Here is a 19,666-nt window from a genome sequence, read left to right as displayed (position 1 = left end):
TACACATTCACTAGCTGTCCTTTGGAGAATCCGCATGTTGGAAGCCTATCGCCACCACGTTGCAGAGCGCCAAGCGCTCGGTATCCCGCCGCTGCCGCTGACCGCGCAGCAGACCGCCGAGGTCATCGAGCTGCTGAAGAACCCGCCCGCCGGCGAAGAGGCCTTCCTGGTCGAGCTGCTCAGCCAGCGCGTGCCGGCCGGCGTGGATGATGCCGCCAAGGTCAAGGCCTCGTACCTGGCCGCGGTGGCGTTCGGCACTGAGACGAGCGCGCTGATCTCGCCGACGCGTGCCACCGAACTGCTGGGCACCATGCTGGGCGGTTACAACATCCATCCGCTGATCGAGCTGCTGGACAACGCCGAGCTCGGCGCCACCGCCGCCGAAGCGCTCAAGCACACCTTGCTGGTGTTCGATGCGTTCCATGACGTGCAGGAAAAGGCCGAAGCCGGCAACGCGCACGCCAAGGCCGTGCTGCAGAGCTGGGCCGATGCCGAGTGGTTCACCAGCAAGCCGGAAGTGCCGCAGAGCATGACCATCACCGTGTTCAAGGTGCCGGGCGAAACCAACACCGACGACCTGTCGCCGGCGCCGGATGCGACCACCCGCCCGGACATCCCGCTGCACGCACTGGCAATGCTGAAGAATGCGCGCGAAGGCGCGGCCTTCGTGCCGGAAGAAGACGGCAAGCGCGGCCCGATCCAGGCCATCGCCGATCTCAAGGCCAAGGGCCATCTGGTTGCTTATGTCGGCGACGTGGTCGGTACCGGCTCCTCGCGCAAGTCGGCGACCAACTCGGTGCTGTGGTGGACCGGCGAAGACATTCCGTACATCCCGAACAAGCGCTTCGGCGGCGTGTGCCTGGGTTCGAAGATCGCGCCGATCTTCTACAACACCATGGAAGACGCCGGTGCGTTGCCGATCGAGCTGGACGTGTCGCAGATGGAGCACGGCGACGTGGTCGAGCTGCGTCCGTACGACGGCAAGGCACTGAAGGACGGGCAGGTGATTGCCGAGTTCGCGATGAAGTCGGACGTGCTGTTCGACGAAGTGCGCGCCGGTGGCCGCATTCCGCTGATCGTGGGCCGTGGCCTCACCGCCAAGGCGCGCGAATTCCTCGGCCTGCCGGCGTCGGATCTGTTCCGTCTGCCGATGGACCCGCCGGACACCGGCAAGGGCTTCTCCCTGGCACAGAAGATGGTTGGCCGCGCCTGCGGTCTGCCGGAAGGCCAGGGCATGCGCCCGGGTACCTATTGCGAGCCGAAGATGACCTCGGTGGGCTCGCAGGACACCACCGGCCCGATGACCCGCGACGAGCTGAAGGACCTGGCCTGCCTGGGCTTCTCGGCCGACCTGGTGATGCAGTCGTTCTGCCACACCGCGGCCTACCCGAAGCCGGTGGACGTCAAGACCCACCACACCTTGCCGGAGTTCATCTCCACCCGCGGCGGCGTGTCGCTGCGTCCGGGCGATGGCGTGATCCACAGCTGGCTCAATCGCATGCTGCTGCCCGACACCGTCGGCACCGGCGGCGACTCGCACACGCGTTTCCCGATCGGCATTTCGTTCCCGGCCGGCTCCGGCCTGGTGGCCTTCGCCGCCGCCACCGGTGTGATGCCGCTGGACATGCCCGAGAGCGTACTGGTGCGTTTCAAGGGCGAAATGCAGCCGGGCGTGACCCTGCGTGACCTGGTCAACGCGATCCCGCTGTACGCGATCAAGGACGGTCTGCTGACCGTGGCCAAGCAGGGCAAGAAGAACATCTTCTCCGGCCGTATCCTGGAAATCGAAGGCTTGCCGAACCTGAAGGTGGAGCAGGCGTTCGAGCTGTCCGACGCGTCCGCCGAGCGTTCCGCTGCCGGTTGCACCGTGCACCTGGACAAGGCGCCGATCATCGAATACCTGACCAGCAACATCACGCTGCTGCGCTGGATGATTGCCGAAGGCTATGCGGATGCGCGCACGCTGGGCCGCCGTATCAAGAAGATGGAAGAGTGGCTGGCCGATCCGCAGCTGCTGCAGCCCGATGCCGACGCCGAATACGCCGCCGTCATCGAGATCGATCTGGCCGATATCCATGAGCCGATCGTGGCGTGCCCGAACGACCCAGACGACGTCAAGACGCTGTCGGAGGTTGCCGGTGCGGCGATCGACGAAGTGTTCATCGGTTCGTGCATGACCAACATCGGCCACTTCCGTGCCGCCGCCAAGCTGCTGGAAGGCAAGCGCGATATCCCGACCCGCCTGTGGGTGGCGCCGCCGACCAAGATGGACGCCTCCGAGCTGACCAAGGAAGGCCATTACGGCACCTTCGGCGCGGCCGGTGCACGCATGGAAATGCCGGGCTGCTCGCTGTGCATGGGCAACCAGGCGCAGGCACGCGAGGGCGCCACGGTGTTCTCCACCTCCACGCGTAACTTCCCGAACCGCCTGGGCCGCAACACCAACGTGTACCTGGGTTCGGCGGAGCTGGCGGCAATCTGCTCGCGTCTGGGGCGCATCCCGACCAAGGACGAGTACATGACCGATGTGGGCGTGATCAAGACCAGTGGCGAGCAGATCTACCGCTACATGAACTTCGATCAGATCCAGGAATATCAGGACGTGGCCGACACCGTCGCTGCCTGATCGAGCGCAGCACGTTCGTTGCGAAACGCCCGGCACTGCCGGGCGTTTTTCGTTTAGCGGGCACTGACTTCGTTTGGCCGCACAAGTGCGTGCGGCAACGCAAATCGCAGGTAACTCCTCTGGCGCGTTGCAACAAAAATCTGGAGTGCACAGGTCTAGAGTGTCGCCGCTTCCCCCACTGCCGTTCGATGTCCAATGCCCACTTGCACGATCGCTGGTCAACCGCTGCACTACGCACAACATGGTCAAGGGTTCCCGGTGTTGCTGGGACACAGTTACCTCTGGGATGCGGCAATTTGGGAACCGCAGGTTCACGCAATCTCGCAACATTATCGGGTCATCGTTCCCGAGCTGTGGGGGCATGGGCAATCGGCGGCGCTGCCGGATGGCACGCAGACGGTTGGCGATCTTGCCGAGCAGATGCTGATGCTGCTGGATGCGTTGGAACTGCCGCAGTGTGCGGTGGTCGGTTTGTCGGTCGGTGGCATGTGGGGCGCCGAGCTGGCGCTGCTGGCACCGGAGCGCGTGCGCAGCCTGGTGCTGATGGATACCTTCCTGGGTGCCGAACCGCAGGCGACGCAAACGCGCTATTTCGGTCTGCTCGATGCGATCGAAGCGGCAGGGCAGGTAACGCCTGCGTTGATCGAGGCGATCGTGCCGATTTTCTTTCGGCCTGGTATCGATCTGAGCTCTGCATTGCCGGCTGCGTTTGCGCAGCGATTGGCGGCGATGTCGGCCGAGCAGCTGCGCGCATCGGTGGTGCCGCTGGGCCGGTTGATCTTCGGGCGTGCCGATCGATTGGACGCGTTGTCTGCGCTGAATCCGGCAAATACGTTCTTGCTGGGTGGCGAATACGATATTCCGCGCCCGCCGGAAGAGTTGTGGCTGATGGCCGAAGTGATCGGCTGCGATTACGAGTTGGTGCCCGATGCCGGGCATATCGCGTCGCTGGAGAATCCTGCGTTCGTCACTGCCCAGTTGTTGGGTTGGTTGAAGCGGACAGTGGGGTAGTGCTTGAGGAGTTGAGCGCGTGCGGGATGAAGCCCGTACCCTCACCCCAACCCCTCTCCCGCAGGGAGAGGGGCTTTGGTTTCCTTCTCCCATCGGGAGAAGGTGGCGCAAAGCGCCGGATGAGGGTACGGCTTACTCCAGTACCACCAGCTCAAGCGTGATCAAAAGTTTAACGATTGCACTGCATGCAACCGTCGAGGCTGAAGCAAACCGCCAAGACTGCAACCCGCTAAGACTGCGCACCCAACCAGGCTTCCAACGCTGCGGCCGGTAGCGGGCGCGAGAACAGGTAGCCCTGCAGCACTTCGCAACCCAGATCGGCCAGCAGCAGGCGTTGGGCTTCGTTCTCCACGCCTTCGGCCACCACGTGCTTGCGCAGGTGCTCGCCGATGCGCAGCACCGAGGTGGTGAGCGCGCGCGCGTCTTCGCTGTGTTCGATGTCGCGCACGAAGCTCATGTCGAGCTTGAGTTCGTCGATCGGCAGGCGGTGCAGGTGGCTCAGGCTGGAATAGCCGGTGCCGAAGTCGTCCAGCGACAAGGAAATGCCGGCTTCGCGGATGGCGTGCAGATTCTCCAGCACGCCGGGCTGGCCGGAGAGCATCACGCTCTCGGTCATTTCCAGCGTGAGGTCCGACGGCTGCACGCCCATGTCGTCGATCAGGCGCAGCAGGTCGGTGAGCATGCGCGGGCTTTCAAAGCTGCTCGCCGACAGATTGACCGAGACCCGCGCCACCGGCACGCCGCGTTGGCGCCAATCGGCGACCTGTTCGCAGGCGCGACGCAGCACCCAGTCATTGAGCTGCGGCATCATGCCTTGCTCTTCGGCCACCGGCAGGAAGCGCGCGGGCGACACGGCGCCCAGTTGCGGGTGATTCCAGCGCAACAAGGCTTCCACGCCATACAGCGCATGCGGCGCCTGGCTGAGCAGTTGCGGTTGGTAGTGCAGCTGCAGTTGATTGCGGCCGATCGCCTGGCGCAGCTCCGCTTCCAGTGCCACGCGCTCCTGCGCCATGCGATTCATGTCGGCACTGAAGAAGCGGAAACGCCCGCCGCCTTCCTTCTTGGCGCGGTTCATGGCCAGATCGGCATGCCGCAGCAGGATGTTGATGTCGCGCCCGTCCTCGGGAAACATCGCCACGCCGACGCTGGCAGACGGGTGCACGGTCATGTGGCCCACTGGTAGCGGGCCGGCGATGGTGCCGAGCAGGCGTTCGGCGGTGGCGCTGGCCTGCTCGGCGCTGCATTGCGGCAGGGCCAGGGCGAATTCATCGCCGGCCAGGCGCGCCAGCATGGCGGTGGCGGTGAGCTGTTCGCCGATGCGCAGTGCGATGTCGCGCAACAGGCCGTCGCCGGCCGCGTGGCCCTGGCTGTCGTTGATCAGCTTGAAGCGGTCGATGTTGATGAACATCAACGCAGCCGGCTCGCCGGCATATTCGGCATGCGTCAGGGCTTGCTCGGCGCGGGCACTGAACATGATGCGGTTGGGCAGGCCGGTGAGTGCGTCATAGAAGGCCAGTTGATGCACGCGCTGGCGGATCTGTTCGCGCTCCAGCGCCAGGGTGCACAGCTGCTGGCACAGGTCAGTGAGCTTGACGTGCCAGGCATCGGCGCGCCGCACACTGCGGTAATACAGCGCAAAGGTGCCAAGCACGCGCGAGCTGTTGGCGCGGATCGGCGTACTCCAGCAGGCGCGAAGGCCCATCGGCAACAGCAGATCACGGAAATTGGTAAACAGCGGATCGTTGGCGATGTCTTCCACCATCACCGCGCGGCCGCGCCAGGCAGCGGTGCCGCAGGCGCCGGCACCGGGGCCGATCTTCAGGCCATTGACCGCATCGGCATACTCGGGCGGCAGGCTGGGTGCGGCCAGCGAGTGCAGGCAGCCGTCGTTGTCGGCGCTCATCACCGTGGCCAGCACTTCCGGGGCGATGCGTTCCACCTCGGTGCAGATCAGCGTCATCACCTCGATCAGCGGGCGCTCCTGCACCAGCGCTTCCAGCACGCGGTGCTGCAGCACTTCGTGCATCTTGGTTTCGGTGATGTCGGTGAGCACCGCGACGTAATGCGATGGGTTGTGCTGGGCGTCGTAGATCGGGTTGAAGTTGAGCGAGATCCACAGCGGCGTGCCGTCCTTGCGGTACACCAGCAGGTCGGCCTGGGTCTGTTGCAAGGCGTCGGCGCGTTCGCGGATGCGCGCGACTTCGGTCTGGTCACTGAGCGCGCGGGTCAGCACGTGCGAGGGCCGCTGGCCGACCAGTTCGGCTTCGGTGTAGCCGAACATGCGCTCGAAGCCATCGTTGGCGTACAGCAGGCGCGATTGCAGATCGCAGATCAGGATGGCGCTGCTGCTGCCATCCAGGGCCTGGGCGAGCAGGCGCGAACGGGTGTCCGACGCGCTCTCTCCCGGCATGGCATCGATCTGTGTCGGCGTTTCCGCATGGCCGGCCGCGGCGGATCCCGGACTGCCGGGGTCCGCCGCGGGGTCGGCTGGATGCGGGGGAGGTGCGGTCATACGCTTCAGCGTGCCTGTGCCGACAGCGCGATGAGGCGTTCGGCCACGCGTTCCAAGGGCACCACTTCCTGCGCAGCGCCCAGTTTGTAGGCGGCACCGGGCATGCCCCAGACCACGCTGCTGGCTTCGTCCTGCACCAGCGTGGGCGCGCCGGCCTGCAGCATTTCCAGCAGGCCGCGTGCGCCGTCGTCGCCCATGCCGGTGAGGATGGCGCCGACCGCATTCGGGCCGGCGTTGGCGGCGACGGAACGGAACAGCACGTCCACCGCCGGCTTGTGGCGATTGACCGGCGGGCCGTCGTCGATACGGCAGCGCCAGCGCGCACCGTCACGGATGATGCGCAGATGCTGGCCGCCCGGCGGCAGGTAGGCGTGGCCCGGCAGAATGGCTTCGCCGTCGCTGGCTTCGCGCACCGACATCGCTGAGTGGCGATTCAGGCGCTCGGCAAACGCGGTGCTGAAGCTGGCCGGCAGATGCTGGGTCATGACCACCGCAGGGGCATCGGCCGGCATGTGTTCCAGCACCACGCGCAGTGCCTCGGTGCCGCCGGCGGAGGCGCCGATGGCAATCAGGCGGTCAGTCGTGCGGAAACGCAGCGCGCTGCCCGGCACGGGCGCGGACTGCATGTCCAGGGTGATCTTGGGCGCGCTGGGTCGATTGAGCGCGCTCACCTTGGCCTTGGCGGCCATCTTGACCTTGCTGACGATTTCTTCGGCATAGCCTTCCAGGCCACGCGCAACGTCGATCTTGGGCTTGGAGATGAAATCCACCGCGCCCAGCGACAGGGCCTGCAGCGTGGTGTCGGCGCCGCGCTCGGTCAGCGAGGAAATCATGACCACCGGGGTGGGGCGCAGGCGCATGAGGTTTTCCAGGAACACCAGCCCGTCCATGCGCGGCATTTCCACATCCAGCGTGATCACGTCCGGGTTGAGGCGTTTGATCTTTTCGCGCGCGAGCAACGGGTCGGCGGCCGAGCCGACGACTTCGATGCCGGGGTCGCGCGCGAGGATTTCGGTGAGCATCTGACGCACAACCGCCGAGTCGTCGACGATCAACACACGCACAGGAGTTTCCAGCGTCATTCGAACAACTCCACGCCACCGGTGACCGGGGCTTTGGACAGACGGGCGCGCACGGCCGATTCGGCGGCGGCGACTTCGGCTTCGTGTGCGTGCGGCAGACGCTGCACCACGACGCGGCCAGTCGTCGGGAAGAACCACACCTTGCGCGGATGGATGCCGCACAGATCTTCGGCAATGATGGGAATGTGTTCGGCCTGCAGGTACTGGCGGACGAACTCGGCATTGCGCGTGCCCACCGGGTTGCTGGTGAAACCCTTGAGCACGTTGGCGCCACCGAAGACCTTGGCCTCGATGCGCTTACGGTGCGCGCCGCGCTTGAGCATGTCGTTGATCAGCAACTCCATCGCATAACTGCCATAGCGCGCGGGTGCGCCATCCCCGACCTGACCTTCCGGCAGCAGGAAGTGGTTCATGCCGCCGATCTTCAGCACTGGGTCGCGAAGACAGGCCGCAACGCACGATCCCAAGGTGGTCGTCAACGCGGTGTCGTCATCGACCACCAGGTATTGGGTGGGCAGCAGCTTGGCGGTGATGGTCTGGAACCGCGAATCGCGGTAGCGCATGACATCGTCGACTTGCACGGCGGTGCTCATGATCCGGCTCCTGCGCGCGGAGCGCGCCGATACAGCGTGCGCCCGCACGGCTGGATCAGGTCGGCCGCATGCAGGTAATTCTCCGAATGTCCGGTGTAGAGCAAGCCGTCGTCGCCCATGTGGGTGACCAGGCGCGACAGGATGCCGCGTTGGGTGGGCTTGTCGAAGTAGATCATTACGTTGCGGCAGAACAGCGCCGCATACGGGCCGCCGACGTCGTAGCGCGAGGACAACAGATTCAACTGGCGGTATTCGATCAACTGGCGCAGTGCGGGAATGACCCGGCACTTGCCTTCGTTGGGGCCGCTGCCGCGCTGGAAATACTTGCGCTTGATCGCCGCATCCAGCGAGGCCACGCGGTCGATGGCGTAGACGCCGCGCGAGGCGGTTTCCAGCACCTGGGTGTCGACGTCGGTGGCGACGATGCTCACCGGCGGGGTGAGCGTGCCGAAGGCTTCGCAGGCAGTGATGGCGATGGAGTAGGGCTCCTCGCCGGTGGAGGCGGCGCACGACCAGATCTTCAGCGGTGCCTGCGAGGCACGCTTCTGCAGTTCTTCGCGCAGCTTGTCGAAGTGGTGTGGCTCGCGGAAGAACGAGGTGAGGTTGGTGGTCAGTGCATTGGTGAACGCCTGCCATTCCTCATCGTCGTTGCCGGATTCGAGCTGGTCCAGGTATTCGCGGAAAGAGCGCAGGCCGAGGACGCGCAAACGGCGCGACAGCCGGCCATAGACCATGTCGCGTTTGGCGGGAGCCAGGGCGATGCCGACCCGCTGATAGATCAGGTCGCAGACGCGCTTGAAATCGCGGTCGCCAAAGTCGAACTCGCGTGTGTCTGATGCGGGAGTGGAGGTCGTCGTCATATCCATACGCGTGGTGAGCTATAACCAGGTATCGGCCACGTTGGCATGCAACTGAAGCGACATTTGCAGCGGGTGCATCCGCGACGACGGGCGGTCGCGCTACATGGGGCTGCACATCAAGGTGCCTGCGGCTGCGTGCCGTACCCCAAATGCACAACGCCCCGGGAGACCGGGGCGTTGTTGGGTCAATCTACAACTCAGAACTCTTGCCAGTTTCCATCCGCCAAGGCGGTTTCGGATTTGGCGGGGCGAGCGGGTGCTGCAGCGCTGCGTACCGGCTTGGCAGCCGTCTTCACCGCAACCGGGCGTGAGGCAGCCGGGCGGGCGTGGACGGGTGCTGCAGGCGCGTCCAGCTTGAACACCGACACCGCTTCGGCCAGGTGGCCGGCCTGTTCTTCCATCGAGCGGGCGGCAGCAGTGGCTTCTTCCACCAACGCGGCGTTCTGCTGGGTGGTTTCGTCCATCTGGGTGATGGTCTGGTTGACCTGCTCGATGCCTGCGGACTGCTCCTGCGAGGCGGCGGAGATCTCACCCATGATGTCGGTGACGCGCTGCACGCTGGCGACGATTTCGGCCATGGTGCTGCCGGCCTTGCGCACCAGCGCCGAGCCTTCGGCCACCTTGTGCACGGAGTCGTCGATCAGGCCCTTGATCTCCTTGGCGGCACCGGCCGAACGCTGTGCCAGCGTGCGCACTTCCGAGGCCACCACTGCGAAGCCGCGGCCCTGTTCGCCGGCACGTGCGGCTTCCACCGCCGCGTTCAAGGCCAGGATGTTGGTCTGGAACGCGATGCCGTCGATGACCGAGATGATGTCGGCGATCTTCTTGGACGAGGCTTCGATGCCGGACATGGTGTTGACCACCTGCGACACCACTTCGCCACCTTGCGAGGCGACACCGGTTGCACCGATCGCCAGCTGGTTGGCCTGGCGGGCGCTCTCGGCGTTCTGACGCACGGTGGAGGTGAGTTCCTCCATCGAAGCGGCGGTTTCTTCCAGGTTGGCGGCCTGCTGCTCGGTGCGCTGCGACAGGTCCTGGTTGCCGGAGGCAATTTCGCCTGCCGAGGCATTGATCGCCGTCGACGAGAGCTTGATGCGGCCCACGATGTCGGCCAGCTGCGTGGCGGTGGCATTGGCATCGTCACGCATCTGCGCGAACACGCCCTTGAACTCGCCATGCATACGCACGGTGAGATCGCCCCGCGACAGCGCCGAGAGCAATGCCGAGATCTGCTCGATGCTGGCGGCGTTGGCATCCAGCAAGCCGTTGAGCTGCTGGGCCAGCTGCAGGAAGAAGCCCTGCTTGCCATCGGTATCGACGCGGCCGGTCATGTCGCCTGCAGCGGCGGCACGCACGATGCGGGCCACTTCGTCTTCGACCTGGACTTCGATGGTGCGGTCGCGCCATTCGCAGACATCGCCCACCCACTGGCCATCTTCGTCCTGGATGGTGGTGACGGTCTGGGCGAACACCGCTTCGCCGAAGCGTTCTTCGAAGGTGGTGGTGCCGTCGCGATCCAGCGCGGCCATGGCCTTGCGCAGCGTGGCGTCGGACAGGCCGAGGTAGCTCACGTGCTGGCCGATGACCTTGGAGGCGTCGAAGTCGCTGGAAGCCAGACGGATGCTGCCTTCGTAATGCGCCACGGTCTTCTTGAACGAGTCGTTGGCGTAGATCAGCTTGCGCTCGGTATCGGTGATGAACAGCCCGGTGGAGGACTTGTCCAGTGCGATGCGGATGCGCAGGTTTTCGTTGGCCACCTGCTGGTCGCGTTCGATGCGCTCACGCAGGTCGCGCTGCATGCGCTGCATGGCGCGCATCAGTTCGCCCACTTCGTCCTGGCCCTGCACATTGATCTGGCCATCGAGCTTGCCGCCGGCAATTTCAGAGGCAGTGGCCACGGCGCTACGCATGCTGCGCACGATGGCGCGGGCAAACAGGAACGCCAGACCCAGGCCGCCGGCAACGCCGATCAGCACCACCAGCACGGTCAGGGTGACCGAGGTGGCATGCACCGATTCGGCCTTGGCCTTGGCAGCCTGCGCCAGGCGGTTGTCTTCGGCGATCAACGCGGCCAGCGAATCCTTGGCCTTGTTGTGCAACGTGCGCGTCTCACCCACGAAGGTGTCCACGGCATCGTCGGGGAGATTGAGTTCGAGCATTTCATCGACGCTGGCATAGGAGGCCGAGGCCTTCTTCCAGTCCGCCACGAAGGTGTCGAACAGCTTCTTCTGTTCGGGGCTCTCGATCAGGCGTGGGTAGTCCTTGATCACACCGTCGATGTCTTTGCGCAGCTTGCCAACGTTGGCCTTGGCTTCCTGCTTGACCGAGTCGCTGGCGCGCACCAGGCTCTGATAGGACGAGTTGCGGAACTCGCCGAGCATGCCGCGCAGATCGCCGGCTTCGCGCACGCTGGACATGGTGTTGCCTGCCAGCCCGCTGGTGACGTCGTTGAGCGAGGCCAGGCCCGAGTAGGCGATGATCCCCTGGATAAGCATGATCAGCAGCACGATGCCGAACGCCAGCATCAGGCGCGGCATCAGTTTCAGATTGTTGATCCATTGCATTGACACGATTCCCCCGTAGAAGTCAGTCCGCGTAACCGCTTACAGCACAACGCCACGTCCTGGGACGTGGCGTTGTGCTCTGCAATTACTTGATGGTCGCAAGCTTCAGGCTGGCCGGCGAGCTGACTTCGATTTCGGCACGCGAGCTGTCGCGCTGAATCTTGCCGAGGACGCAGACGTCCTTTCCTTCCAGCGTTTCCGGGGCGAAGCTGAACTTGCCGCGGTTGGCGCCGTCGATGCGGGCCGAGAAGGTGTGGCGCGGGAACATGCCGCCCATGTACAGGAAGGTCGGCTCACCTTCCGAGCTCTGCGCGTACTTGGCCTTTTCGACCTTGCCGCACACCATGCCGTCCTTGCCGACGAAGCGGGTCGCCATTTCCGGCGGAATCATTTCCTGCGATTGAGCCGACAGCGTGGGAGCAACGATCACGAGAGCAGCAACGGGGAGGAGCGAGAGCAGGAACTTCATAGAGATTCTCCAGAATCAAAAGTCGAACGGTGACCCGTTTAGGTGCGCGGGCGTCTATTCAGCTATCGGCTAACTGCCGTTCAACTTGAATCCGAAAAACGTGATTTGCATCTCACTTCATTATCGTTGTGCGTCTCGTGTCAGGAGCTTCCCGACACCAGATGGCATTACGCCCAGCGCTTGGGCTCGCCACAACGGCGAAGCGGCCGCCGGTGGGTGTGGGCAGCGCCAGGATCGCCTGGGCCGAAGCCGTCGCGATCCCGCACTGCACACCCACCGACGACCGCTTGCGCCGGCCAACTGGCCTATGAAACTCAGGCGGCTTCTTCGGCCAATTGCTGCTGGCCCAGCTCGGTGCTGTCGAGCAGGGTTTCGATATCCAGCAGGATCAGCATGCGATCGTCCTGGGTGCCGATGCCGGAGATAAAGCGGGTATCGACGGCAGCGCCGAATTCCGGGGTGGGGCGGATCTGGTCGTCGTTGAGCGGGATCACGTCCGAGACGCTGTCGACAACGATGCCGACCACGCGGTCTTCGACGTTGAGCACGATCATCACGGTGAAGGCGTCGTAGCGCGCTTCTTTCAGGCGCAGCTTCAGGCGCAGGTCGATCACCGGCACGATGGTGCCGCGCAGGTTGATCACACCCTTGATGTAGTCGGGCGCGTCCGGCAGACGGGTCACCGAGTCATAGCCGCGGATTTCCTGCACTTTCAGGATGTCCACGCCGTAGTGCTCTTCGCCCAGGGCGAAGCTGAGGAATTCACCACCGGTGCCGGTGGCAGTGCTTTTGTCGTTCATGGAAACTCCGGGCGTTGCGGCTAATGTCGGATTGCGGCAGAGGCTTACCCTTGCAACATCGGCGCCTGAGGCGGCAACTTTAGGTGCAGGGGGGCGGTGGTGCGGGAGGGTTCAGAACACGCCGCTCTTGCGCGCATTGCGCTGGCGGTCGACCCGGAAGATGTAGCGCTGGATGGTTTCGTCCGCGCCACGCGGCAGGTCGCTGAATTGCATGCCCACCCGGAAGCCTTCGCTGCCGTTGGGCAAGGTCATCTTGTACTGGCTGCACACGGTGAGCGGCAGCGCGATGGGCGCGGAATCGGGCAGTTGCAGGGTGCAGTCGCGGTAGGTGTGTTGCGGCTCAAGCAGCGGCATGCCGGTGGCCAGTGACACCGCAAGGCCGCCGCTGCTGATGTCGATCACCCGCAGTTGCAGGCTGAGATTGCCGCCGCTGGCAGCGTCCTGGCGGATGGTGCAGGTGGGCGAATCGGTGATGGGCGTTTCCAGCCGGTACGATTCGCGGCGCTGCAGGTGATAGAGCGAATCGGGCAGGGTGGCGCGGAAGGCAACGTGGATGTCGCGTTCCAGCCGCTCCGGCGTTTCCAGGCGGAAGCGGATGTTGACCCGTTCCAGCTGCGCGTAACAGAGCAGGTACTTGGCCTGTTCGATGGCTCGGTTGGACGCGTCGTTATGGCTGCCATCCAGGATCACGCAGTCGTCGTCTTCGTCCACTTCCAGCACGGCGGTGGGCACGGCCATGTCGCGGCCGGCCACATGCATGGTCACCACGGCACGTTGGTCGATCAGTTGTTGCAGCAGGCCACGGATCTGCCTCTTGTTGCGCAGCAGATAGCGCTCGTCACCTTCGGCGAGGTGATCGGCGTCGTGGTCGAGCTCTGAGGTATCGCCTTCGGACATGGGCACAAGCACAGTGGTAGCGGGAAGACGCCCGGAGGGTTGTCCCGGCGTCGCCTTGATATCGGCGGCAAAGCGAAATCTTTAAGCGCCGCCGACAAAACGCGTCTGCCTGTCGCTGGTAAGGATCAGTCGCGGTGGTCGATGCGCGGAGCTTTCAACGCAGCAACCAGCACGGTTCTGGCGCGATGTGTTGGTTCTTCGGCAAGGCAACTAGCCACCTGCCTGGTGCGGTGTCCTTGCCGATTGCGGGACCGTTGGCGGCATGGATGCTGCCATCGGTCCCGCAGGGACGAGTTCACGGCGTGTTCCGCGCGGCGATGGCGCGGCGCACTCGACGCTGCATGTGTGCTGCAAGGCCCTTGCCCGCCCACCATCGCAGGACACGCTGCAAGTACGTTCCTGTAAGCTCCGTGGCGGCATCCATGCCGCCAAGGGTCCTGCGACGGTGAGCGGGCAAGGACCAGTCGAGATGATCGGTGCGCAGAGTCTGAGCAGAGCAGTTGGCAACTGTCCGGCCCGGGTTTGCTCGCTCCTCAACAAACCACCAGCGAACTATCTGGGGTGAGCAAACAAGGACCAGTCGAGACGGTCGGTGCGCAGAGTCTCAACAGAGCAGTTGGCAACTGTCCGACCCGGGTTTGTTCGCTCTTCAACAAACCACCAGCGAACTATCTGGTGCGGTGTCCTCGCCGATTGCTGGAGCGTTGGCGGCATGGATGCCGCCATCGAGCCCCCATGGACGGGTTAATGGCGTGTCCTGCGAGCGGCGAGGGCACCGCGCACTCGACGCTGCAAGTGTGCGACGGGGCTCTTGCCAGTCAACCCTCGCGGGACACGCTGTAAGTACGTCTCAGTGATAGGCGTGGCGGGCGTTGGCTAGCAGCGTGCTCAGGCGGTCTTCCTGCTCGAGCCGGAACACGGCCACCGCATCCACCAATTGCGCGGCCTGCTCTTCCATCGAGCGGGCAGCAGCGGTGGCTTCTTCCACCAGTGCGGCGTTCTGCTGGGTGGTTTCGTCCATTTGGGTGACGGTCTGGTTGACCTGGGTGATGCCGGCGGCCTGCTCGCGCGAGGCGCTGGTGATCTCGCCCATGATGTCGGTCACGCGCTGCACGCTGCTGACCACCTGCTGCATGGTGCTGCCGGCTTCCGAGGCCAGCGCGGCGCCGTTGCCGATGCGCGCCACCGAATCCTCGATGAGGTGTTTGATCTCCTTGGCGGCGCCGGCCGAACGCTGGGCGAGGGTGCGCACTTCGGAAGCCACCACCGCAAAGCCACGGCCCTGTTCGCCGGCACGTGCGGCTTCTACCGCGGCGTTCAAGGCCAGGATGTTGGTCTGGAACGCGATGCCGTCGATGACGCTGATGATCTCGGCGATTTTCTTGGACGAGGTGTCGATGTCGGCCATGGTGGTGACCACGCGGCCGACCACATCGCCACCTTGCGCGGCGACGCCGGCGGCATTCAACACCAGGCGGTTGGCCTGGTCGGCGTTGTCGGCGTTCTGCTTGACGGTGGCAGTGAGCTCTTCCATGGAGGCTGCGGTTTCTTCCAGCGCGGCGGCCTGCTGTTCGGTGCGGCGCGAGAGGTCACTGTTGCCGGTGGCGATTTCGGTGGCGGCCGAGTTGATTGCCAGCGAGGAGTCCTTGATGCGGCGCACGATGCCGGCCAGCTGGTCGGCGGTGGCGTTGGCATCGTCGCGGATGGTGGCGAACACGCCTTGCAGATCGCCGTCCATGCGTGCGGTGAGGTCGCCCTGCGACAGCGACGACAGTAGCGCGGACACCCGCGACAGGCCATCGGCGTTGTTGTCCAGCAACATGTTGAGCTGCTGCGCGAGCTGCAGCAAAAAGCCCTGCTTGCCGGCGGTGCCGACCCGCTCACTCAGATCGCCGGCAGCGGCGGCCTGCACGATCCGTGCGACCTCTTCTTCCACCTGCACTTCCTGGGTGCGGTCGGCCCACTCGACGACGAAACCCATGCGTTCGCCGGCGGGGCTGACGACCGGATTGACGATCAGGCGCATGGTGCGGCCACCGACCACGATCTGTGCGGTATGCGTGCTAGTGAGCTGATCCAGCATGCGCGCCTGATGCTCGGGTTTGCGATGGAACTGATCGATGCTGGCATCGATCAATGCGTCTGCATCGAAGTGCGGCAGGTCACGACGCAGGTCGTCCTGGGCATTCTTGAGCATGCGCTGCAGGGGGCGGTTGACATAGACGATGCGGCGATCCGCATCGGCAATCATGACATTGGTGGTGACATCGTCGAGCGCCACGCGGATGCGCAACGCTTCGTTGGCGATCAACTGGTCGCGCTCCAGGCGTGCACGCAGATCGTCGCGCATGGTGCGGGCGCTGAGCAGCAGGCGACCCAGTTCGTCCTGGCGATCGACCTCGATGGTGCTGTCCAGACGGCCGGCGGCCACGTCGCCCAGCACGCGCTCCACGGCGAGCAGCGGGCGGGTGACCATCTTGCGCGCGGCCACGAACACCACCGCGATGCACAGCACCAGCACCACCAGCGAGAGCAGCAGCATGTTGCCCATCAATGCATCCAGCGGGCCGTCAATCGCCGTGCGCGGCTGGGTGCCGATCACCGCCCACTGCCACGGCGTGTAGCGCTGCGCGGTGACCTCGTAGGCCTGGCTGGCGCCCTTGGCGTCGCGCAGTTGCAGCGTGGTGCTGGTCAGTTTGCCATCCAGCACCGACTGCAGCTGGGCCTGTTGTTCGGCCGGTACCAGTGCCGCCAGCGTGGCCGGTGTGCCGGCCGGCGCGGCGATGACCTGGCCCTGGTGCTCGCCGGGGGCCGTGTCGACGATGACGAAATAGCCGTCCTGGCCCAGTTTGGTGGTGCTGACCTGGGCCTTCAGTGCGGCCAGGCCCTGGGTGTAGTTGCGGCCGACAAACAGCGCGCCGATTACCTCGCCGGCGGCATTGCGCAGCGGCTGGTAGTGGGTCATGTACTGGTCGCCAAACAACTGCGCCTGGCCGGTGAAGGCCTTGCCTTCGGCTAGCGGCGTAAGCCTTGCCCTTGCGGTCGAGCAGGGTGCCGATCACGCGCTCGTTCTGCTTGTTGCGCAGCGAGGTGGTGATGCGCACGAAGTCGTCGCCGGTGCGGGCGAAGATGGTAGCGACGCCGCCGGTGGCCTGCGCAAAGCGGTCCACTGCGGTGAAATTGAGGTTCTGCGCCTGCGTGCCGGTGCGCAGGGTCGGGGTGTCCTGGTCGCCGATCTTCACCGTGGTGGTGGTGTCTAGCTGGCGCGCGCCGCTGCCGAGCATGTCGTCGAACACGCTGCCCAGGCGCTGGGTGCCTTCGGTCAGGGTCACGTCGTACATGCCGACCGACTGGTTCATCAGTCGCGTACTGGACAGCAGTTCGGCCTTGACCTGCGATTCGATGTCGTTGGCGGATTGGCGATAGATCATCAGCGCCAGGGCGCCAAGCGAGAGGGCAATGACCAGCGTCAGTAACGCGGACAAACGGGTGCCGACGGAAAGCCGGTGGAAGGAATGCATAGGTCTCGACCTTGCCCGGGGGAGGGGCGTTACGAATGTGTGAAACTGATAGCGGCTGCCTTTGGAAGAAATTGATATGAACTATGAAGAATTCAGCACAATTGTTGTGCTCGGTCACAGTGTCGCGACCCGGTCTGGCTGGTCTGTGACGCCGCGCATGGATGTCCTGGCGCGTTGGCAGGCCTGATTTCGCTTAAAGACATGTCCGTGGCGTGTGCCTGCATCCGTCGTTTTTGCCACAAAAAAAGCCGCCTCCCTCGCGGGAAGCGGCCTGGCCGGGCCGCTGGAGCAGACCGGTACAACACGGATGACGCGTTGGGCGTAGAGCGGTTAACAAGACGTAGCGAGCAGCCGTCAGGTGGGTGCAGCCGGCGCGGAGGAACCGGAGCACCGCAGTACATATCGATCCGATCACTTGTCGCGCCCGCCTGACGGCCGCGCAGTCGTTTTGATGCTGCTCTTAGAACTCCTGCCAGTCGGACTGATCTGCAGTGGTGGCAGATGCGGTGCGCACCGGGCGCGGCGCTGCAGCTGCCACGGTGGTACGCGCCGCCGGGCGTGCGGCGGAGCGGGCATTGCCCGGTGCGCTGGCAATGGCCGAGAGCTGGCGTGCCACCGGTGCCTGCGCGGCGAGCTTGAACACGGCCACCGTTTCGGTGAGCTGCTGGGCCTGTTCTTCCATCGCGCGGGCGGCGGCGGTGGCTTCTTCCACCAGCGCGGCGTTCTGCTGCGTGGTTTCGTCCATCTGGGTCACGGTCTGGTTGACCTGCTCGATGCCCGAATACTGCTCCTGCGAGGCAGACGAAATCTCGCCCATGATGTTGGTCACGCGCTGCACGCTGGCCACGATATCGGCCATGGTGGTGCCGGCCTGATCGACCAGTGCCGCGCCCTGGGTGACCTTGCCGACCGAATCATCGATGAGGTGCTTGATTTCCTTGGCCGCACCGGCCGAACGCTGGGCGAGGGTGCGCACTTCAGAAGCTACCACTGCAAAGCCACGGCCTTGTTCGCCGGCGCGCGCCGCTTCCACCGCCGCATTCAAGGCCAGGATATTGGTCTGGAACGCGATACCGTCGATGACGCTGATGATCTCGGCAATCTTCTTCGAAGAGCCCTGGATGTCGGCCATGGTGGTGACCACCTTGGCGACGACTTCGCCACCTTGCGAGGCCACGGCCGCGGCGCCGATGGCGAGCTGATTGGCCTGGCTGGCGTGCTCTGCGTTCTGCTTCACCGTGGAAGTGAGTTCTTCCATGGAGGCGGCGGTTTCTTCCAGATTGGCGGCCTGCTGCTCGGTGCGCTGCGACAGATCCTGGTTGCCCGAGGCGATTTCGCTGGAAGCCAGGCCGATTGCATCGGCGGCATGCTGGATGCGGCCGACGATGCTGGCCAGCTGTTCGGCGGTGGCATTGGCGTCGTCGCGCATCTGTGCGAACACGCCCTGGTACTGGCCGGTCATGCGTGCGGTGAGGTCGCCGGCGGCGATCGACTGCAACAGGCTGGACAGCGATTGCAGGTTGCCGTCGGCAGTGGACATCAAGGTGTTGAGGCTCTGCACCATCAGGCGGAAGTCGAACTGGAACTTGTCGGCATCGCCACGTGCGGTGAAGTCACCACTGGCCGCGGCCTGCGCCAGGTGCTTGATCTGCTGGTTCATCGTGGACAGGTTGGTCTTGACCTGATCCATCGCCGCGGTGATGGCGGCCTTTTCGCCGGGCAGACGCGGCATGTCTTCGCTCAGGTCGCCGATGGCGTAGCGCTCCACCAGGTGGATGGTCTGCATCTTCACCTTGATGTGGCTGGCCACCAGTTCGTTGGTGTCGCTGGCCATGCGGCCGAAGTCGCCCGGGAATGCGGCGGCATCCATGCGGAAGCTGATCTGGCCTTCTTCGTGGCGCTTGGCCATGTTGAGCTGTGCGGTGATCAGGTTGCGCACCTGGCTTTGCATGCGGTCCATGGCGTGCAATAGGCGGCCGGTTTCATCGTTGGCGGTGCTGCGCACATCGTTGTCGAGCGACCCGTTGGCGATCGCCTCGGCAGCCAGCGTGGCCTGGCTGAGCGGGCGCACCAGGCTGCGGGTGATCATCCAGCCGAGCAAGCCACTGAACAACAGCACGGCAATGCCGCCGCCGATCAACATCGCGCGGCCACGTGCCATTGCGGCGGTGGCGTCTTCATAGGCGGTCTTGGCGCGCTTGCGCTGCAGTGCCGAATACTCGGCCAGGGCGCTCTGCCACGCTTCGGTGGCCGGGGCGGCTTGCTGCATCAGCATGGCCAGCGCTTCGTCGGATTTGGAGGCGAGCCCCAGTTCGGCCACTTGCGCGTTGGCCTTGGCGGCTGCGGCGCTGGCGGTATCGATCTTGTCGCGGATGGCCTGAGCTTCCGGCGATGCCGAGAACACGTACAGGGTCTGGCGGGTCTGTTCGTAGGCCTTTGCACGGTCCTTGATCAGGGCCGCAAAGCGCAGATTGTCTTCCTGCGAAGTGGGCAGTACCAGGTTGCGCAGCTGCACGGCGATCACCGAGGTGTCGTCGGTCATGTCCTGCAGGTGCTGCATGATCGTGATGTTGCGGTTGACCACGGTGTCCAACCGTTCGCGTGCCTGCGCCAGCGTGTAGAGGCCCGCAGCCACCAGGGCGCAGGACAACAGGATCAGTGTGCCGAAGGCAAAGCTCAGGCGCGTGCCCACGTTGTAGCGTTGAAGGAAAGCGATCATTTCGGGTCTCAA

At 64.7% G+C, this 19,666-nt stretch carries 11 protein-coding genes, 1 other RNA gene and 1 pseudogene; 2 read left to right on the top strand and 11 right to left on the bottom strand.

Annotated elements, in window-relative coordinates; genetic code table 11:
• Positions 1 to 34 precede the first annotated feature (34 nt).
• The gene (acnB, locus tag QRM89_RS03260) at positions 35 to 2,626 is read left to right on the top strand and encodes a bifunctional aconitate hydratase 2/2-methylisocitrate dehydratase (protein WP_285447276.1); all 2,592 of its coding nucleotides are present in this window, start codon (positions 35 to 37) and stop codon (positions 2,624 to 2,626) included.
• 195 nt (positions 2,627 to 2,821) lie between these two features.
• Positions 2,822 to 3,637, top strand: a complete 816-nt coding sequence (locus QRM89_RS03255; RefSeq protein WP_285447275.1) for an alpha/beta hydrolase — start codon at positions 2,822 to 2,824, stop codon at positions 3,635 to 3,637.
• A 229-nt stretch (positions 3,638 to 3,866) separates the two neighbouring features.
• On the opposite strand, the gene QRM89_RS03250 is transcribed toward QRM89_RS03255, so the two are convergent.
• The 11 genes and pseudogenes from QRM89_RS03250 to QRM89_RS03200 all read right to left on the bottom strand — a co-directional run bounded on the left by QRM89_RS03250 (position 3,867) and on the right by QRM89_RS03200 (position 19,654).
• A complete protein-coding gene (locus QRM89_RS03250; protein WP_103700785.1) occupies positions 3,867 to 6,047 on the bottom strand; it encodes an EAL domain-containing protein in 2,181 nt (726 codons plus the stop codon).
• Between the two features lie 107 nt (positions 6,048 to 6,154).
• On the bottom strand, positions 6,155 to 7,231 hold the full coding sequence (locus tag QRM89_RS03245) for a chemotaxis response regulator protein-glutamate methylesterase (protein WP_114998264.1): 1,077 nt from the start codon (positions 7,229 to 7,231) through the stop codon (positions 6,155 to 6,157).
• Positions 7,228 to 7,824 (bottom strand): chemoreceptor glutamine deamidase CheD, encoded by a 597-nt coding sequence (cheD, locus tag QRM89_RS03240; protein WP_024937701.1) that lies wholly within the window; start codon positions 7,822 to 7,824, stop codon positions 7,228 to 7,230. The genes QRM89_RS03245 and cheD overlap by 4 nt, the downstream gene beginning before the upstream one ends.
• Positions 7,821 to 8,690, bottom strand: coding sequence for a CheR family methyltransferase (locus QRM89_RS03235; RefSeq protein WP_014507620.1), 870 nt, complete (start codon positions 8,688 to 8,690; stop codon positions 7,821 to 7,823). Before QRM89_RS03235 ends, cheD begins: the two co-directional genes overlap by 4 nt.
• Positions 8,691 to 8,881: 191 nt before the next feature.
• Positions 8,882 to 11,248 carry a methyl-accepting chemotaxis protein gene (locus tag QRM89_RS03230; RefSeq protein ID WP_285447274.1) on the bottom strand — a complete coding sequence of 789 codons (2,367 nt, stop codon included), beginning with the start codon at positions 11,246 to 11,248 and terminating at the stop codon, positions 8,882 to 8,884.
• An 85-nt stretch (positions 11,249 to 11,333) separates the two neighbouring features.
• Positions 11,334 to 11,717 carry a hypothetical protein gene (locus QRM89_RS03225; protein WP_003486337.1) on the bottom strand — a complete coding sequence of 128 codons (384 nt, stop codon included), beginning with the start codon at positions 11,715 to 11,717 and terminating at the stop codon, positions 11,334 to 11,336.
• Positions 11,718 to 12,031: 314 nt separating this feature from the next.
• On the bottom strand, positions 12,032 to 12,517 hold the full coding sequence (locus QRM89_RS03220) for a chemotaxis protein CheW (protein ID WP_011037040.1): 486 nt from the start codon (positions 12,515 to 12,517) through the stop codon (positions 12,032 to 12,034).
• Positions 12,518 to 12,628: 111 nt separating this feature from the next.
• Entirely contained in the window at positions 12,629 to 13,414 is a 786-nt protein-coding gene (locus tag QRM89_RS03215; RefSeq protein WP_285447273.1) for a flagellar brake protein, read from the bottom strand.
• A gap of 850 nt (positions 13,415 to 14,264) precedes the next feature.
• A pseudogene (locus tag QRM89_RS03210) lies at positions 14,265 to 16,935 on the bottom strand (Cache 3/Cache 2 fusion domain-containing protein).
• A 328-nt stretch (positions 16,936 to 17,263) separates the two neighbouring features.
• Positions 17,264 to 17,336, bottom strand: a non-coding RNA gene (locus tag QRM89_RS03205) — sX9 sRNA.
• A 59-nt stretch (positions 17,337 to 17,395) separates the two neighbouring features.
• Positions 17,396 to 19,654, bottom strand: a complete 2,259-nt coding sequence (locus tag QRM89_RS03200) for a methyl-accepting chemotaxis protein (RefSeq protein ID WP_285447272.1) — start codon at positions 19,652 to 19,654, stop codon at positions 17,396 to 17,398.
• Between the last annotated feature and the right edge of the window lie 12 nt (positions 19,655 to 19,666).

The organism is Xanthomonas sp. LMC-A-07 (genome assembly GCF_030208825.1).
Taxonomy (GTDB): domain Bacteria; phylum Pseudomonadota; class Gammaproteobacteria; order Xanthomonadales; family Xanthomonadaceae; genus Xanthomonas; species Xanthomonas campestris.
This window is presented reverse-complemented; position numbering and strand designations above follow the sequence as displayed.